Origin of the sequence: Sphingomonas sp. 2378 (assembly GCF_038084995.1) — a bacterium.
Lineage (GTDB): Bacteria > Pseudomonadota > Alphaproteobacteria > Sphingomonadales > Sphingomonadaceae > Sphingomonas.
In genome coordinates, this window is record NZ_JAXCMJ010000005.1 from 77,973 (window position 1) to 93,593 (window position 15,621).

Below are 15,621 nucleotides of genomic sequence, written 5' to 3' on the forward strand. Positions count from 1 at the left end.
GCGGCAAGCCATGTCCCCTGGGGAAGCCCCCCTCCGTCAGGGCTACGCCCTGCCACCTCCCCGTACCGGGGAGGATCGCTACATCGTCCAGATCAGGACATTCCCCACCAGCACCACCGCCATCACCAGCATCAGCGCCCCCTTCGACCGATCCCCGCGTCGGATGGTGAAGACTCCGCCGGCGACACAGGCGAAGGCAGCCAGCATCGCGATCCCCGGCGCGGCCTGCGCGATCCCCTCCATCAGCCCGCCAGCACCCGCGCATAGGCGGCACGGTCGACATTACCACCCGACAGGATGACCAGCATCCCCTCCTCTACCGCGACCTTGCCCGCCAGCAGCGCCGCGAGCGCCACCGCCCCGCCCGGCTCGACCACCAGCCGCAACCGTTCCGCCGCAAAGCGCTGCGCCGCCGCGACTTCCGCCTCGCTGACCGCGACGCCCTCCGCCCCGCGCCGCGCCAGTACCTCGAAGGTCAGCGGCGACACGCGCGTCGTCTGGAGCGAGTCGCAGGCGGTCGGCGGCGGATTGTCCCCGACCGGCTCGATCCACCCCGCCTCCAGCGAGCGGCGCATATCGTCCCAGCCTTCGGGCTCGACCACCGTCACCTTCGCGTCGGGTAGCGCCAGGGTCAGCCCCGCCGCCAGCCCACCGCCGCCACAGGGCGTCACGACATGTCCCGGCACGCCCAGCCCGAGCGCGGCCATCTGCGCCGCCGCCTCGATCCCGGCCGAGCCCTGCCCCTCGATCACCCAGGGGTCATCGAAGCTGGGCACCAGCGTCGCGCCCCGCGCCTCGGCGAGTCGGCGGGCGATCAGTTCCCGGCTCTCGGTCGCGCGGTCGTAGTCTACGATCTCCGCTCCCAGTGCCAAGGTGCCCTCTCGCTTGGAGGGGGGCGCGTCAGCGGGCATCACGATCGTCGCGGCGATTCCCAACCGCCGCGCGGCCCAGGCGATTCCCTGCGCATGATTGCCCGAAGAGAAGGCGACGACGCCACGCGCCCGCGATTGCGCGTCCAATGCGGTCAACCGATGCCACGCGCCGCGCAATTTGAACGCACCGATGGGCTGCAAGCATTCCGCCTTGAAAACCACCGCTTTCCCATTGATAGAAAAAGGGAAAATTGGCGATGACGACAACACGCGCGCGATCTTTTCGGCCGCGTCGCGGACCCCTGCTTTTGTCGGCTGTCTTAAGATTGTCACTTTTTATCTCCGACGCCCTTTCTACCGCTTTACATTCGAAAAAGCGGACCCTATTTCGCGCCTCCGCTGCCCCATGGGACTTCCAACCGCAAGGCAGCTTTTTGTCACCGTATGCCGTCAGGCAATTGGAGGTCCCTTGAGTTGCACCAGAATCATCGCGCGCTGGGGCTAGCTGCCCACTCGACCGCCGTCCCCTCCAACCTGGAGCGCGGCATCGACATCGCCAAGCGTCGCCCGGCTGATCCGGTCACGCTGCTTCGCCCGCACGCCGCTGCGCGCGCCGCCCGATTCTTCGTCGAGAAGTTTCCGGGTCGGCCGATGTATGCGGTGAAGGCGAATCCGTCCGCGGATCTGATCCAGATCCTGTGGGACAATGGCATCACCCATTTCGACACCGCCTCGATCGCGGAAGTGCGGATGGTGAAGTCGGTCGTCCCGCAGGCCGTCTGCTGCTTCATGCATCCGGTGAAATCGGAAGAGGCGATCGCCGAGGCCTATTTCACCCACGACGTCCGCACCTTTTCGCTCGACAGCCTGGAAGAACTGGACAAGATCGTCCGCGCCACCAAGGGCGCGACGGACCTGACCCTGTGCGTCCGCATGCGCGTGTCGTCGGAATATGCGAAGCTGAGCCTGGGTTCGAAGTTCGGCGTCAGCCTGGAAGAGTCGAAGGATCTGCTGATCGCGACCCGCCAGGTCGCCGATGCGCTGGGCATCTGCTTCCATGTCGGCAGCCAGACCATGACGCCCGACGCCTATTCGGCGGCGATGGAGCGGGTGCGCGCGGCGATCGTCGCGGCGGCGGTGACCGTCGACGTGATCGATGTCGGCGGCGGCTTCCCCTCGGCCTATCCGGGCATGACCCCGCCGCCGCTGGAGCGTTTCTTCGAGACGATCCACCGCGCGTTCGAGAGCCTGCCGGTGTCCTATTCGGCCGAACTCTGGGCCGAACCGGGTCGGGCGCTGTGCGCGGAGTATTCGTCCGTCGTGGTGCGCGTCGAGCGTCGCCGCGGCAACGAACTGTATATCAACGACGGTGCTTATGGCGCGCTGTTCGATGCGGCGCATATCGGGTGGAAGTATCCGGTCCAGTTGCTGCGCGAGCCGGACTCGGACGCGCGCGACATGGACTTCAGCTTCTGGGGCCCGACCTGCGACGATCTCGACTATATGCAGGGTCCGTTCCCGCTGCCCGCGGACACGAACACCGGCGATTATTTCGAGATCGGGATGCTGGGCGCCTACGGCCAGGCCATGCGCACCCAGTTCAACGGCTTCGGTTGCGCCGAGTTCGTGACGACCGACGACGAGCCCATGCTCTCGGTCTATCGCGACGATGTCGAGCAGGCCCTGCCCGCCAACGTCGTCAAGCTGTAACCCAGCGACTTTAGCACGCCTTTATCCCCTTCCGCTTCGGCGGGAGGGGAATGGGGTGGCATTGCGGCGTTCACCGCGATAAGGCCCCTTCCCATTCCGGTCCCGCGCATGCCGCAGGTCCGGGCCAGCCGGGTTACCGCGTCCCCAATAACGACGGCGGCTTCTCGATGATGATGGAACCATCATGACCGACACGATCAACGACAACCGTAAGGCCGAGCTGCTCTCCAGCGTGGTCGAGCATATCGACATCACCAAGTTCGACGCCCGCCCGATCATCGATTCGATGGGCAAGATGAGCTTCACCAGCCGCGACCTGGCGCGCGCGACGGGCATCTATAACCAGATGCTGGCCGACAAGGACTGCTCGATCTTCCTCGTCATCGCGGGCTCGACCTCGGCGGGCGGCTGCATGGACCTCTATGCCGAGCTGCTCCGCTCGAACATGATCGACGGCGTGGTCGCGACCGGCGCGTCGATCGTCGACATGGATTTCTTCGAGGGCCTGGGCCACAAGCATTATCAGGCGCTGGAAGTGCCGGACGACAACACGCTGCGTTCGCTCTACATCGACCGCATCTACGACACCTATATCGACGAAGAGCAGCTTCAGGATTGCGACCACACGATCGGCAAGATCGCCGACTCGCTGGAGCCGAAGCCCTATTCGAGCCGTGCGTTCATCCGTGAAATGGGCAAGTATCTGTCCGAACACGGAAAGAAAGAAAACAGCCTCGTCAAGTTGGCATATGAGCATGACGTGCCGATCTTCTGCCCGGCATTCGTCGATTCGTCGGCGGGCTTCGGTCTGGTGAAGCATCAGGTCGAGCGGATGAAAAATAATCAGCCCTATATGGTGCTCGATGCCATCGCCGATTTCCGCGAATTAACGGATATCAAGATCAAGGCCGGCACCACCGGCCTGCTGATGATCGGCGGCGGCGTTCCCAAGAATTTCATCCAGGATACGGTGGTTTGCGCCGAAATCCTGGGCCATGACGATGTCGAGATGCACAAGTACGCGGTGCAGATCACCGTCGCCGATGTTCGCGACGGCGCCTGCTCGTCTTCGACGCTGAAGGAAGCCGCGAGCTGGGGCAAGGTGGACACGACCCTCGAACAGATGGTATTCGCCGAAGCTGGTTCTGTCATGCCGCTCCTTGCCTCGGACGCTTATCATCGCGGCCATTGGCGTGAGCGCGCCAAGCGTCGTTGGGGAGCGATTTTCGACTGATGTTAGAGTTTCTTGAACGAGAGCAGCTTGCCTATCTAATTATTGGGGCAGTGTTGCTGTCGGTCGTGGCCTTCGCGATCCCCTATATGCGTCGGCGCAAGCGCGAAAAGCTGCGCCGTCGCGGGATCAAGAAATACGGTCATTGAGTGAGGGGGCGGGACCGAAGGGTTCCGCCCTTTTCACTTGCCTGGCCCGCCGCGCCCCGGCACCCTCCACGCCATAGCGCTGCCATGCGCGATACGGAGGGGAAGACAGTGATCGATCGACGCACCCTGATCGGGGCGATGGCCGCAGCACCGCTGACGACACGGGCGACCGCGCAAGCCACGCCCACGACCACCGCCGGAGCGATGACGCCCTGGCCTCCTGCCGAACATTTCGCGCTCTGGCCCGGCCGCCCGCCAGGGGCCCGGGCCAAGATGCCCACCCCCAATCCCTCGATGAACGGCCCCGCCGGACAGCAGAATCTGTGGCTGCGCGGCACCGCCGACCCGATCGTCGCCGTCTTCCGCCCCGAACGTCCCGATGGTCGCGCGGTCCTGACCATCCCCGGTGGCGGCTATGGCTTCGTGTCGATCCAGAATGAGGGGATCGACGTCGCCCGGACGCTCAATCCGCATGGCATCACGGTGTTCGCCCTGTCCTATCGCCTGCCCTCGGAAGGCTGGGACCGTCAGGCCGACGTGCCGCTTCAGGATGCGCAGCGTGCGATGCGGCTGATCCGTGCCAATGCCGGGCGCTATGGCATCGACGCGACCAATCTGGGCATTGTCGGCTTTTCGGCGGGCGGGCACCTCGCCGCCTCGTTGACGGTCGGCCATGACGACAAAGTCTATGCCGCCATCGACGCCGCCGACCGGCAATCGGCGAAGCCGCGCTTTTCGGGCCTGATCTATCCGGTCGCGAGCCTGTCGACCCCGACCACCCATGCCGGGTCGCGCGACAATCTGCTCGGACCCGATCCCGACGCAGCGACCAAGGCCCGCTACGACACGCCGCGCCGGATCGACGCGAGCACGCCGCCGCTGTTCCTGGTCCATGCGGTCGATGACGGGCTGGTGCCGATCGACCAGTCGCTCGACGTGCTGACCCAAGCGCGCACGGCAAAGGTGCCGGTCGAGGCGCATTTCTTCGAGCGCGGCGGCCATGGCTTCGGCGCGCTGAGTGCGCCCGAGGGGTCGCCCGAACGACTGTGGCCGGATCTGTTTAATCGCTGGATCACGCAGTCATTGAAGGGGTGATGCCCTATCCCATCCTCCGTTCGCGCTGAGCGGAGGGCGGGAATTGCTCCCCTCAGAACAACCGCGTCAGGCTCCGCTCCAGCATCAGCATCTGCCACAGCGTGCGTCCATGATCCGCCCGCCCCGCCCGGTGATCCGCCGCCATCCGCCCCAGTTCGGCCAGCTCGAACCATCCCGTCTCGCGCAGCAGGCCGCTATGCTCCAGCCGCGCGGCGTCCTCGGCCAGCGCGCCCCGGAACCACGCGCTGATCGGCGTCACGAACCCCATTTTGGGGCGATAGAGAATGTCGCGCGGCAGATAGGGCTCCAGCGCCTTCTTCATCAGCCATTTGCCCTGGCCACCGCGTATCCGCATCGCGGCGGGCAGGCGCGCGGCATATTCGACCAGCCGGTGGTCGAGCAGCGGCTCCCGCGCCTCCAGCCCGACCGCCATCGAGGTGCGGTCGGTCTTGGTCAGGATATCGCCGGGCAGCCAGATCTTCAGGTCGGCATATTGCGCCCGGTCGATCGCATCGCGCGCGGGAGCAGCGCGCATCGCGGCGACATAGCGATCCTCGGCGCGGTGGCCGCCCAGCGCCGCCTTGGCTTCCTTCGAGAACAACCGCGCCCGCCATTCGGGACTGGTGACGCCGACCGCGCGGGCATAGGCCTCCGCCCCGTCCATCCCCAGCGCGAGCAGCGTGGTCTTGGCGCGGAGCGGACGCGGTGCCCAATCCGCCTTGGGGTAAAAACGGCCCAGCGTCCCGAACAGCCCGGCGCGCAGATCCGCCGGGAACAGACCGCGCACCCGCTCCTCGCCCGCATGGAAGACATGGCGGCGATAGCCAGCCAGCGCCTCGTCCGCGCCGTCGCCGGACAGCGCGACCGTCACATGCTCGCGCGCCAACTGGCACAGCCGATAGGTCGCCAGCGCGGAGGCATCGGCAAAGGGCTCGTCGAACTGCGCGACCAGCGTGTCGATCAGCGAGAAATCGTCCGCCCGGACCACCCGCTCGACATGGTCGGTGGCGAAGCGCTGGGCGATCGCCTGTGCATAGCCGCGCTCGTCATGGCCCGCTTCCTCGAAGCCGATGGTGCAGGTGCGGACGGCGCGCGGGGACGCCTCCGCCATCAGCGCGACGACGCCCGAGCTGTCCACCCCGCCCGACAGGAACGCGCCCAGCGGCACATCGGCGACCATCCGGCTGGTCACCCCCTCGCGCATCCGGTCGAGCAGCCCCTCGCCCAGTTGCGCCGCCGTGCCGTTTTCGCGATGGGAGAAGTCCACGTCCCACCACAGGCGCGGCCGGGGAATGCCCCGCCCGCGTTCGATCAACAGGAAATGCCCGGCGGCCAGCTTGTTGACGCTCGCGACGATGCTGGCATCGTCGGGCACATAACCCAGCGCCAGATAATCCTCGACCGCGCAGATATCCGGTCGGCGGCGGAACAGCGGATGCGCCAGCACCCCCTTCATCTCGGAGGCGAAGGCAACCGCGCCATCGGGCAGTTCCGCCCAGTGCAGCGGCTTCACCCCCAGCCGGTCACGCGCCAGGAACAGCGATCCCGCCTTGGCATCGTGGATGGCGAAGGCGAACATACCGACCAGCCGGTGGAGCATCGACGGCCCCCAGTGCCGCCACCCATGCAGCAACACCTCGGTATCACCATCGGTGTGGAACACCGCGCCGCGCGCGCGCAATTCCTCGCGCAATTCGCGGTAATTATAGATCTCGCCGTTGAAGCAGACGGCGACCTCGTCCTCGACCATCGGTTGGGGCGATCCTTCGATGTCGATGATCGACAGCCGCGCATGGGCGAAGCCGACGCCCGGCGCGGTCCATATCCCCTGCCCGTCCGGGCCGCGATGCGCCTGCGCCCCGATCATCGCCCGCAACCGGGCGGGATCGACCGGCTTGGGCGTGGCGGGGTGGAAGAGACCGGCGATCCCGCACATGCGCGGTCAGCGTGCCCCGGTCAGCCGGTCGGCGAACGCATCCACCGGGCCGAGTGCGCGGACAAAGGCCTGGATCGCGGCGGGATCGTCCCCCTCGCTCGCGACATGGATCGCCACCGCGGTCTGGCGCTGGCCCAGCAGGCGGGCCTTCATCGTTTCGATCTTCACGCCTCGCATATCCGGGGTCAGCCTATCGCCGATCCGGTACCAGGTCGCAACGTCGCGCTGCACCTGCTGGCCGTTCGACCCGGTCGTGATCAGCCGCACCCCGTCGCCGCCCGCGATCCGGCCCAGATCGGCGACGCGGATCCAGCGATCGTCCTCGTGCAGGATACCGGTGCCGAACGCGCCCAGCTTGCCCCCCTCGCGCTGGCGGGAAAAGACCGCGACCGCCAGATCGACCTGATGCCCGTCGGCGTCCTTGTAGCTGCGCATCAGCACCGCATCCGTGCCGGGATAATAGGGCCGCCACACGCTGACCTGCTCCGCCGGACTCCAGCCCGGCACATCGGGCAGTGCCATCCGGGCGGGGAGTGTCGCGGTGCGCGATCCGGCAAAGCCGCTCCAACTGGGATAGAGGGCGGTGATCGTCACCGCCAGCGCCGCCGCCAGCAACGGGTCGGTCCGATGCCCCGGCCTGGCCGACAGCCTCTGGGGATCGAAGGCGGGATCGTCGGGCGAGCGGTCGAAGAACTGCCATCCGATCGCGAGCACCGCCGCCATCACGATCGCGAAGAACACCCAGCCGAAGATGATGTGATCGACGCCCCCCGCCACCTCGATCGAGGTCTTGTCGGCGGCGAAGATCGTCCCCCAGGCGCGCACGCCATTGGCGAGCACCGGCACGATCAGCGAGACGATCATGAATATGGCGCGCCGCCAGGGCGACTTGAAGCACAGATTGGCGACCAGCGCGGCGAAGGCGACCATGGCGAGGACGAATTTCGACCCCGAACAGGCCTCCGCCACCTCGAACCAATAGCGTCCGGCATGGATCAGCACGCCGTCGGCCGAGGCGGGGATACCGCTCCAGTCGAGCAGGGGCATGACGATCGACACGGTGATCTGCTGGAGCGGCTTTTCCAGTTCCGCGCCGAACGGCACCAGGAACCAGGCATAGGCGAGCGGGAACAGCATCCCCCGCACGACCATCGGGCCGAGCAGGGTGACGACCAGTCCCTCGATCACCCCGACCAGCCCCAATTGCCGGACCAGCGCGACGGTGGCGGACTCGCCCAGCAGCCAGAGCAACCCGCCGCCCGCGACCAGCAACAGCCCCGGCCACCAGGCGACCGGCGTCAATTGCGACAGCTCCGCGCGACGCTGCCAAATCAGCCAGCCGACGACCGGGCCGATGAACAGGCAATGGCCATAGGTCGTGCTGGTCCACCAGATATCGACCAGATGCGCCGCATCGCGCCGGAAGAGGAACAGCACCGCCAGCGCCGCCGCGCCCAGCAGCACCAGATGCCAGGTCCAGCGCCCCGGCTTCATCCGCTCCCCCAGTGTCACGCCGCCACATCCTTCAGCAACAGGTCCAGCGGCGCGAGACGGGCCGCCCAGTCATAGCGGGCCAGCACCCGCGCGCGCGCCGCGCCATTGTCGGCGGGGCCGTTCAGCGCGGCGATCACCCGGTCGGCGAAGTCGCGATCCCCTTCCGCCACCGCGATGGTGCCGCCATGGTCGATCCCCTCCGCCGCCGCGGTCGAGGCGACGACGGGCCGCGCCATCGCCATCGCCTCCAGCAGCTTGTTCTGGATACCCCGCGCCAGGTCCAGCGGCGCGACGCAGACATGCGCGCGGGCCAGCCAGAGGCGGGTGTCGGGCACCTCGCCGGTGACGATCACCCCCTCCCCCGCCAGACGCCGCACCGCCGGGGTCGGCGCGCGTCCGACGATGGCGAACCGCGCGGACGGGCAGGCGGCGCGGACCAGCGGCAGGATGCGCGTGGCGAAGCGCGTCACCGCGTCGATATTGGGGCGATAGTCCATCTGCCCGGTGAAGACGATCAGGGGCTCGTCCGAACGCGGCTCGCGGATCGCATCGGGGTCATAGGTCGCGGCGTCGATCCCGTTCTCGATGGCGACGATCCGCCCCTGCCCGCCGCCCGCGCGGAACAGCGCCGCCTCCGCCTCGCTGACGAACAGCGTCGCATCGACCTCGCGGGCAACCCGGCGCTCATAATCACCCAGCCGCTTCGCCTCGCGCGTCAGCATCGCGCGCATCGGCCAACGGGCCTTTGGCGCCATGGCGGCGAATTTGGCGGAGTCGACATCGACCATGTCCATGACCGTCGGCTCGGGCCCGCGATACTGCGCCATCTGGCCGGAAAAGATGTAGGTCGCTGCAATCCGGTGATCGGCCCGCACCCGCGCCGCCGCGCGTGCCATGTCGGGATGCGCGAAGGCGGGGAGCGAGATGGGTTCGCCTTTCGCCAGCGCCTGGATCGCCGCGACCGGCATCGACCTGGTCCGGCGGACGATATGGCAACTCGCCAGCAGGTCGCGAAACGCGGGCGGCGGATCCAAGTCCGCCTCGCTCTCGCCAAAGGCGTACAGATGCACGCGCCACTCGCGCGCCAGGTGCCGCAGGACGTGATAGCTGCGGATCTTGTCGCCACGGTCGGGAGGAAAGGGCACGCGGTGCGCCAGGAACAGCAGGTCCCTCACCCAAGGCCCCGTGCGATCGGCGGCCCCGCCAGCCGTGCCGCCCAGACCGGCAGGCGCTTCCACATCGCGATCATCAGCGCATATTTGGGGTCGAGCGGATTGATCGCGCGCGGCCCCGTCGCGCTGCGGCTGGCATAGACCAGCGGCCGCCCCTCGAACCCCCAATTCTTCTTGAACGCCGCCGCGCCCGTCCCAACCTTCGAGCGACCGAAATCGAAGCTGTGACAGCCCCGCGCGCGGGCATGGCGCATCAGCGCGAAATACATCATGTCATTAGCGCGAAGCCCCCGCGCCGCCTGCGTCCCCCCACCCCAATAGGGGTAGACGGTGCCGCCATGATAGAGGTTCAGCACGCTCGCCACCGCCCGTCCCCCGTGCCGCACGGTCAGCACATCGGCATCGAGCCGCGCCACCGCCTCGCGGAACAGCCGGGCCGGGAAGACCGGCGTCCCCAGGTTGCGGACCGACTCGGCATAGATGCGGTAATGCTCGGCCAGCATCGCCGGATCGCGGCCCGTCACCACCTCCAGTTCCTGCGACAGCGCCTTGCGCACCTCGGCCCGCTGCTTGCGCGGGATCGCCTTCAACTCGGCCTCGTCATCCGCCGCCAAGGGGCGGACGAAGCCCAGATAGCTGTCCGCATCCGCCGTCCAGCCATCGGGAACCGGCCCGCCGCGCAACTCGACCGAGCCGATCTTGCGCTCTGTCGCCAGCGCCCAGGCCGCATCGGCCAGCGCATCGCCATGCCCGCCCAGCACACCGCCATCGACACCGAAGCCCGTCGACACCATCGCCGCCCCGAACAAGGGCGATCGGATTTCGCTGAGCGGCAGGACGCCGGTGATCGCACCCTCGCCATCTTCCGCGATCAGGTAATGCGCCGTCTGTCCGCAGCCCGCCGCCCCCGCCTTCAGCCATCCGGTCAGGTGAAAGGGCGTTCCCTCCGCCTGCGCGATGACGAAGGCATCGATCCGCGCGCATTCCGTCTCGCGCGCCAGATCGGCGACGCGGATATTCGGGCCGCCCGCGCTCATGCCAGGCGCGCCGCTTCCTCGGCCGCGACCTGATCAACCCGGCCCCAGTCATGGCGGGTCAGCAACCCCCGCAACTTGCCCGCCATCGCGCCCAGGCGGCTGTAATGGCGGATGCGCGAGCGCAGCGGCGCGTTCGCCACGCGCGGTTGGCCGGGATCGACTTCCCAGGGGTGGAAATAGAAGATCGCGCCGTGCGCGTCGCGCTGGACCTGCCCGACCGCGACATCGGTCAGCCTGGCCGGGAGCAACCGGAAAAAGCCCCCGCCCGTCGCCAGCCGCCGCTGACCGAACTGCGCGACCGTCACCGGCAGCTCGATCAGGTCGGAATCGGCCACCGGTCGCCACGCATAGCGCGGCGACTCCGCCCAGCCATAATGGTCGTGGCGAAGCGGCGCGACGCTGGAGGAATAACGATAGCCCGCCTCGGCCAGCACCGGATGCGCCCATGGCGTGCGGCGGTCGATCGAGAAGCTGGGCGCGCGATAGCCGGTGACGGCCTGCCCACTCGCATCCTCGATCGCCACCTGCGCGCGGGCCAAGTCGGCGCGAAACTGGTCGGCGGTCATGGTGAAGACGCGCTGATGGTCCCAGCCATGGCTCGCCATCTCATGCCCGGCATCGACGATGCGGCGGATCAGCGAAGGGTGGCGATGCGCGACCCAACCCAGCGTGAAGAAGGTCGCGCGCGTGCCCGTCTCGGCGAACAGCGACAGCACGGCATCGGTATTCGCCTCGACCCGGCTGTCGAGGCGATCCCAGTCCGCCTTGTCGATCGTCTTTTCAAACGCGCCGACCTGAAACCATTCCTCGACATCCACCGACATGCCGTTGATCGGTTGACGGGTGTCGGTCATGCCCTCAGGCGGCATGGCCCCACGCCCCCGGTCGGATGGTGGAGACGTCTTCCCGGCGGGCGTCACCGCCCCGATTGTCGATCTCCGACCATTCGACCAGCAGGGTCAGGACCCGGCGCAGCGCCGCTTCCTGCTGCGCCAGCCGCGTTTCCAGTTGTGCGACTCGGTCTTCCAGCGCGGCGACCGACGAAGTAGCGGCAGGGGTTTCGGCGACAGGCTCGACCTGAGGTTCGGGCTCTGCCTGAACCTGGGGCTTGGGGCGAAGCGAGACGGGTTCCGGTGCGGGCGGCGGCGCGACGACGCGGTGGCGCGGCGCTTCGGCCTGCGGCGTGACGGGCGTGCGCTGGATCGGGTCGCCCGCGCGGACCGGCATCGCCGCATGACCATTGCCGAATATCGCCGACCGCATGCTGCCGTCCGTCGCGACATGAACGGTGGCACCATTGAGCTTGAAGGACTTCATCGTCGACGCGCCATTCATCGGACGTTCCTCGATCGCAGGGATAGTGGCATCGGTTGGGGGAAGCGTGGAAAGGCGATCGCGGCCCATATCGGCAGCCATGTCGGCGGCGACGCTCTCGACCGTGTCCTGGCCGATCAGTTCGATCCCCTCGATCGCGGCTTGCAGCAGCACGCGCCCCGCCAGCACGTTCAGGCGGCGCGGCACGCCGTTCGACGCGGCGTACAGCGCGTCGAAGGCATCGGCGGCGAAATCGGGGCGGCCGGTCCAGCCCGCGACCGCCAGGCGATGGGCGATGTAATCGGGGACCTCGTCCGCCTCCATCGGGTCCAGATGGTGGATGGCGATGACCCGCTGGCGAAGCTGTTCGACCGCTGCCGAACCCAGCAGGCGTTCGCGAAATTCGGGCTGTCCGACCAGCAGGATCTGGAGCAGCGCATGGCCGCCCGCCTGGAAGTTGGACAACATGCGCAATTCTTCGAGCGAGCCGAGCGGCAACGCCTGCGCCTCGTCGACGATCAGCAGGATGCGACGACCGTCGCGCGCCACGCCGTGCAACGCGCGCTCTATGCCGGACAGCAGCGACGCCTTGGTCAGCCCCTGCGCATCGACGTTGAGCTGTTCGGCCAGGACGCGGAGCAGATCGTGCGGCTCGACCGCCGTCGACACGATGTGCAGCACCTTCAACCGCCGGGGGTCGAGCGTTTCGATCAGATGGCCGACCAACGTCGTCTTGCCCGCGCCGACATCGCCGGTGATGACGATGAAGCCCTCACCCTGCGCCAGGCCATAGCCCAGATAGGCCATCGCCTTGCCGTGGGTCGCGGTCTCGTACCAGAAACGCGGGTCCGGCGTCAGTTGAAACGGGCGTTCGCCCAGACCGAAATGGGTCTCGTACATCATCGTGCCTTTCGGCCGGTCAGAATTGATATCTCGCGGCGATCAGGGCCTGTGCCGACAGGGCATTGGTCAGGTCGCCGACCGTGAAATGATACAATCCTACCGACGCGGTTGTTCCGAGCCGACCGAAGTTGCGGTAATAGCTGGCGGTCGTTCCCAGCGATACCACGTCCTCGGCCCCCGCCAACCTACTGGCGTAATAGTTAACGAAGCCATTCACGTTAAGCCCCGAATGGAGGCCAAGCGCATGGGCGAAGAAAATCTGTGCGTAATAACTCTCGTCCTCGGCGCCATAGACGATGATGCCGGGCGATCCTTCGGGCGCGAACAGCCGCCGATTGGCATAGCCGATGCCGAAGCCCAGCGTCGAGCGCCCGCGCGACATGGCGATCGTCGCATCCGCCCCCCGCGCGCGGTAGACCGAGGTCTGCACCGATTGCAGCACGTCGTTCAGGCACCCGCCCGGCGTCGTGCCGGTGGCGGAGAAGACGCATCCGTTGAACTGCTGGCCAAAGGCGTCGCGCGTCTCGATGAAGTCGGTCGGCAGATTGGACAGGCCGTTGCGAAGCTGCCGCCCGAAGGTCTGGATACCGTCATAGACCGCCGCCTGGATCACGACGCCGCGAGACGCCTGATAGCGCGCCAGCCCGGTGAGGCTGAGCGATCCGTAACGCTCGCCGACATGCCCCTCCACCGAGGTACGGCGATCAGGCCGCCAGATCACGCCCGCGTCGTAATAGACCCCGTCGGTGCGATAGGCGATGCGGCGGGGACCGTCGGGATCGGTGATGAAACGGCCCCGGCTGTCGACCAGCGGACGACCGGCGGCGTCGCGTTCGGGGTCGCGCTGGCTGGTCTCGATGCGTTCATAGCCGACCCCGGCGGTCAGCGCGACATAGGGCGAGATCGGCTTCAGCACGTCGCCGCGCACGAACCACCCCTCGTAACGCTGGGCCAGTTGCCCGGCATCGTCGCGGTCATAGGCAGCGTTGAAAGACAGGCCGACAGGGGCGACCGCACCGGGCCGCGCCGTCGCGCTGAACGTCGCGAGCTGGTTCACGCTGTCGCTGAAATAGTCGAGCCGCGGCTGGCCCGGAGCGAGGCCGCTCAGCCCCGGCGTATCGACCCGGGTATAGCCCAGCCGGTAATTGGCCCCGATCTGCACCGGCCCCGCCTGCGTTACCAGCGACGGGCCGATATAGGCGGTGTAGATTTGCGAGATATTGCCGATATCGCCGACCAGCACGCCGGGCGCTGCACCCCGGATATCGGCGCGGCTGCGGGTCGCCAGTGCGCCGCCTTCGACGCTGAGATCGCGGGTCAGGCGATAGCTGCCACGCGCCAGCCCGCTATGCACATCGCCGCTACCCGCGCGGTCGCTCCAGCCGATGCGATGTTCGTAGCGATAGCTGATCTGCCCCTCGGCCCGCGCGGTCTGCACCGCCGCATTCACCCCGGCGGCCAGCGTCGTATAGGTCACGACATCGCCGCGATTGAGATCGGCGCTCAGCAGTTGCCCGACCTCGACATAGGGGGTGATACGCGCGCGGCGGGCGGACGGCGCGGCATTGGCGACGGCACCGCCAGGTGCCGAACCCGCCTGGGCCGGGTCCGCCCCGCCCGCCGCCATTCCCCCGCCGGGCGCGACCGCTCCATCCCGAACCTGTGCCGCGAGCGCGGTCGGCGATGCCGCCACCCCGCATGCGACACCGGCCAGAAGGAAGCGGCGAAGGATCACAGTGCGCCGTCCTTCCCATATTTGCCGTAATAGCCGAACCGGCGGCTGCCGGGGACGAAGGCCACGCTGTTCAGGACGAGCTGGATATGCTCGCACGCATCGAGCAGCGCGACGGCCGCCGACACTTCGCTTTCCGGCGTGCGGTCGGCGCGGACGACCATCATCACCTGGCCCGCCAGCATCGCCAGCACCGAGGCGGGCGACGCGGCCAGCGCGGGCGGCGAGTCGAAGATGATGAGGCGACGCGGATTGGCGGACAAGAGCCGCTGCACCACCGTGCGGGTCCTGGCGGAGGCCAGCAATTCGGTATCGCTGGCGGTCCGCGTGCCGCAGGGCAGGACCGACAGATGCGGGACGTCGGTGGGGATCACCAGCGACTCGACATCGATGCTGCCGTCGTCCAGCGCGTCGAGCAGCCCCGGCCCCTCCGCCAGCCCCAGCCGGGCCAGAACGTCGGGCTTGGCCACATCGGCATCGACCAGCAGCACCTCGGTATCCCGCTCCGCCGCCAGCGACAGAGCGAGGTTGACCGAGCAGAAGGTCTTGCCGTCCTGCGGCCGCGCCGAACAGACCAGGACGACGCGCGCCCTGTCGCCCTCGCCGCCCGCTACGAGCCGCTGGCTGGTGATGATGAGCTGGCGTTTGACCAGCCGGAACTCCTCGGCCAGCGGACCGATCGGCGCGCCGGGGACGATCATCCCGTTTTCCGCCAGCATCGCGCGATCGACCATCGCGACGTCGGAAAAGCCGGGATCATATTCGCTCGCCAGAAACTCCTCGTCGCCCGGCTGGGCCAGGAACTCGGCGGGAATGGCGCTGAGCGATGCAGGCAATTCGACCGGCGCCATGGACGGCGGAGCGACCGGCTCGTGGGGCGCGACGTCCGCCGCCGGTGCATCCTCCACGACTTCCGCCCTGGACTCGTCCGGGATCGGACCGCGCATATAGGTGCGGAGATCGTACACGTTCGCCG

At 67.8% G+C, this 15,621-nt stretch carries 14 protein-coding genes; 4 read left to right on the forward strand and 10 right to left on the reverse strand.

Translation table 11 applies throughout. From position 1 onward, the window contains the following. Positions 1-78: 78 nt before the first annotated feature. Together SM191_RS04360 and SM191_RS04365 are read right to left on the reverse strand one after the other, a co-directional pair. Positions 79-243, reverse strand: coding sequence for a hypothetical protein (locus SM191_RS04360; RefSeq protein WP_341505137.1), 165 nt, complete (start codon positions 241-243; stop codon positions 79-81). After that, entirely contained in the window at positions 243-1,151 is a 909-nt protein-coding gene (locus tag SM191_RS04365; RefSeq protein WP_445949808.1) for a threonine ammonia-lyase, read from the reverse strand. Before SM191_RS04365 ends, SM191_RS04360 begins: the two co-directional genes overlap by 1 nt. Positions 1,152-1,346: 195 nt before the next feature. Here SM191_RS04365 and SM191_RS04370 point away from each other — a divergent pair, with 195 nt between their 5' ends. The 4 genes from SM191_RS04370 (at position 1,347) to SM191_RS04385 (ending at position 5,057) form a co-directional block, all read left to right on the forward strand. Next, entirely contained in the window at positions 1,347-2,582 is a 1,236-nt protein-coding gene (locus SM191_RS04370; RefSeq protein ID WP_341505139.1) for a type III PLP-dependent enzyme, read from the forward strand. A gap of 184 nt (positions 2,583-2,766) precedes the next feature. Then, a complete protein-coding gene (locus SM191_RS04375; RefSeq protein WP_341505140.1) occupies positions 2,767-3,816 on the forward strand; it encodes a 1,9-bis(guanidino)-5-aza-nonane synthase in 1,050 nt (349 codons plus the stop codon). After that, complete coding sequence (locus tag SM191_RS04380; RefSeq protein WP_306999568.1) at positions 3,816-3,962, forward strand: hypothetical protein; 147 nt, start codon at positions 3,816-3,818, stop codon at positions 3,960-3,962. Before SM191_RS04375 ends, SM191_RS04380 begins: the two co-directional genes overlap by 1 nt. A gap of 108 nt (positions 3,963-4,070) precedes the next feature. Continuing rightward, positions 4,071-5,057, forward strand: coding sequence for an alpha/beta hydrolase (locus tag SM191_RS04385; RefSeq protein WP_341505141.1), 987 nt, complete (start codon positions 4,071-4,073; stop codon positions 5,055-5,057). Positions 5,058-5,109: 52 nt separating this feature from the next. Here SM191_RS04385 and SM191_RS04390 read toward each other — a convergent pair whose 3' ends face one another. From SM191_RS04390 to SM191_RS04425, 8 genes are read right to left on the reverse strand one after another with little or no spacing between them, the layout of a single operon-like run. Further along, on the reverse strand, positions 5,110-6,993 hold the full coding sequence (locus SM191_RS04390; RefSeq protein ID WP_341505142.1) for an XrtA/PEP-CTERM system amidotransferase: 1,884 nt from the start codon (positions 6,991-6,993) through the stop codon (positions 5,110-5,112). A 6-nt stretch (positions 6,994-6,999) separates the two neighbouring features. After that, positions 7,000-8,505, reverse strand: a complete 1,506-nt coding sequence (xrtA, locus tag SM191_RS04395) for an exosortase A (RefSeq protein ID WP_341505143.1) — start codon at positions 8,503-8,505, stop codon at positions 7,000-7,002. Then, a complete protein-coding gene (locus SM191_RS04400; protein WP_341505144.1) occupies positions 8,502-9,662 on the reverse strand; it encodes a TIGR03087 family PEP-CTERM/XrtA system glycosyltransferase in 1,161 nt (386 codons plus the stop codon). Before SM191_RS04400 ends, xrtA begins: the two co-directional genes overlap by 4 nt. After that, complete coding sequence (locus tag SM191_RS04405; RefSeq protein WP_341505145.1) at positions 9,659-10,696, reverse strand: FemAB family XrtA/PEP-CTERM system-associated protein; 1,038 nt, start codon at positions 10,694-10,696, stop codon at positions 9,659-9,661. Before SM191_RS04405 ends, SM191_RS04400 begins: the two co-directional genes overlap by 4 nt. Continuing rightward, complete coding sequence (locus SM191_RS04410; RefSeq protein WP_341505146.1) at positions 10,693-11,550, reverse strand: XrtA system polysaccharide deacetylase; 858 nt, start codon at positions 11,548-11,550, stop codon at positions 10,693-10,695. Before SM191_RS04410 ends, SM191_RS04405 begins: the two co-directional genes overlap by 4 nt. Before the next feature lie 4 nt (positions 11,551-11,554). Next, positions 11,555-12,910, reverse strand: a complete 1,356-nt coding sequence (locus SM191_RS04415; protein ID WP_341505147.1) for an ExeA family protein — start codon at positions 12,908-12,910, stop codon at positions 11,555-11,557. Between the two features lie 19 nt (positions 12,911-12,929). Then, on the reverse strand, positions 12,930-14,648 hold the full coding sequence (locus tag SM191_RS04420; protein WP_341505148.1) for a hypothetical protein: 1,719 nt from the start codon (positions 14,646-14,648) through the stop codon (positions 12,930-12,932). Then, positions 14,645-15,613 (reverse strand): AAA family ATPase, encoded by a 969-nt coding sequence (locus tag SM191_RS04425; protein ID WP_306999553.1) that lies wholly within the window; start codon positions 15,611-15,613, stop codon positions 14,645-14,647. Before SM191_RS04425 ends, SM191_RS04420 begins: the two co-directional genes overlap by 4 nt. Positions 15,614-15,621: the final 8 nt, after the last annotated feature.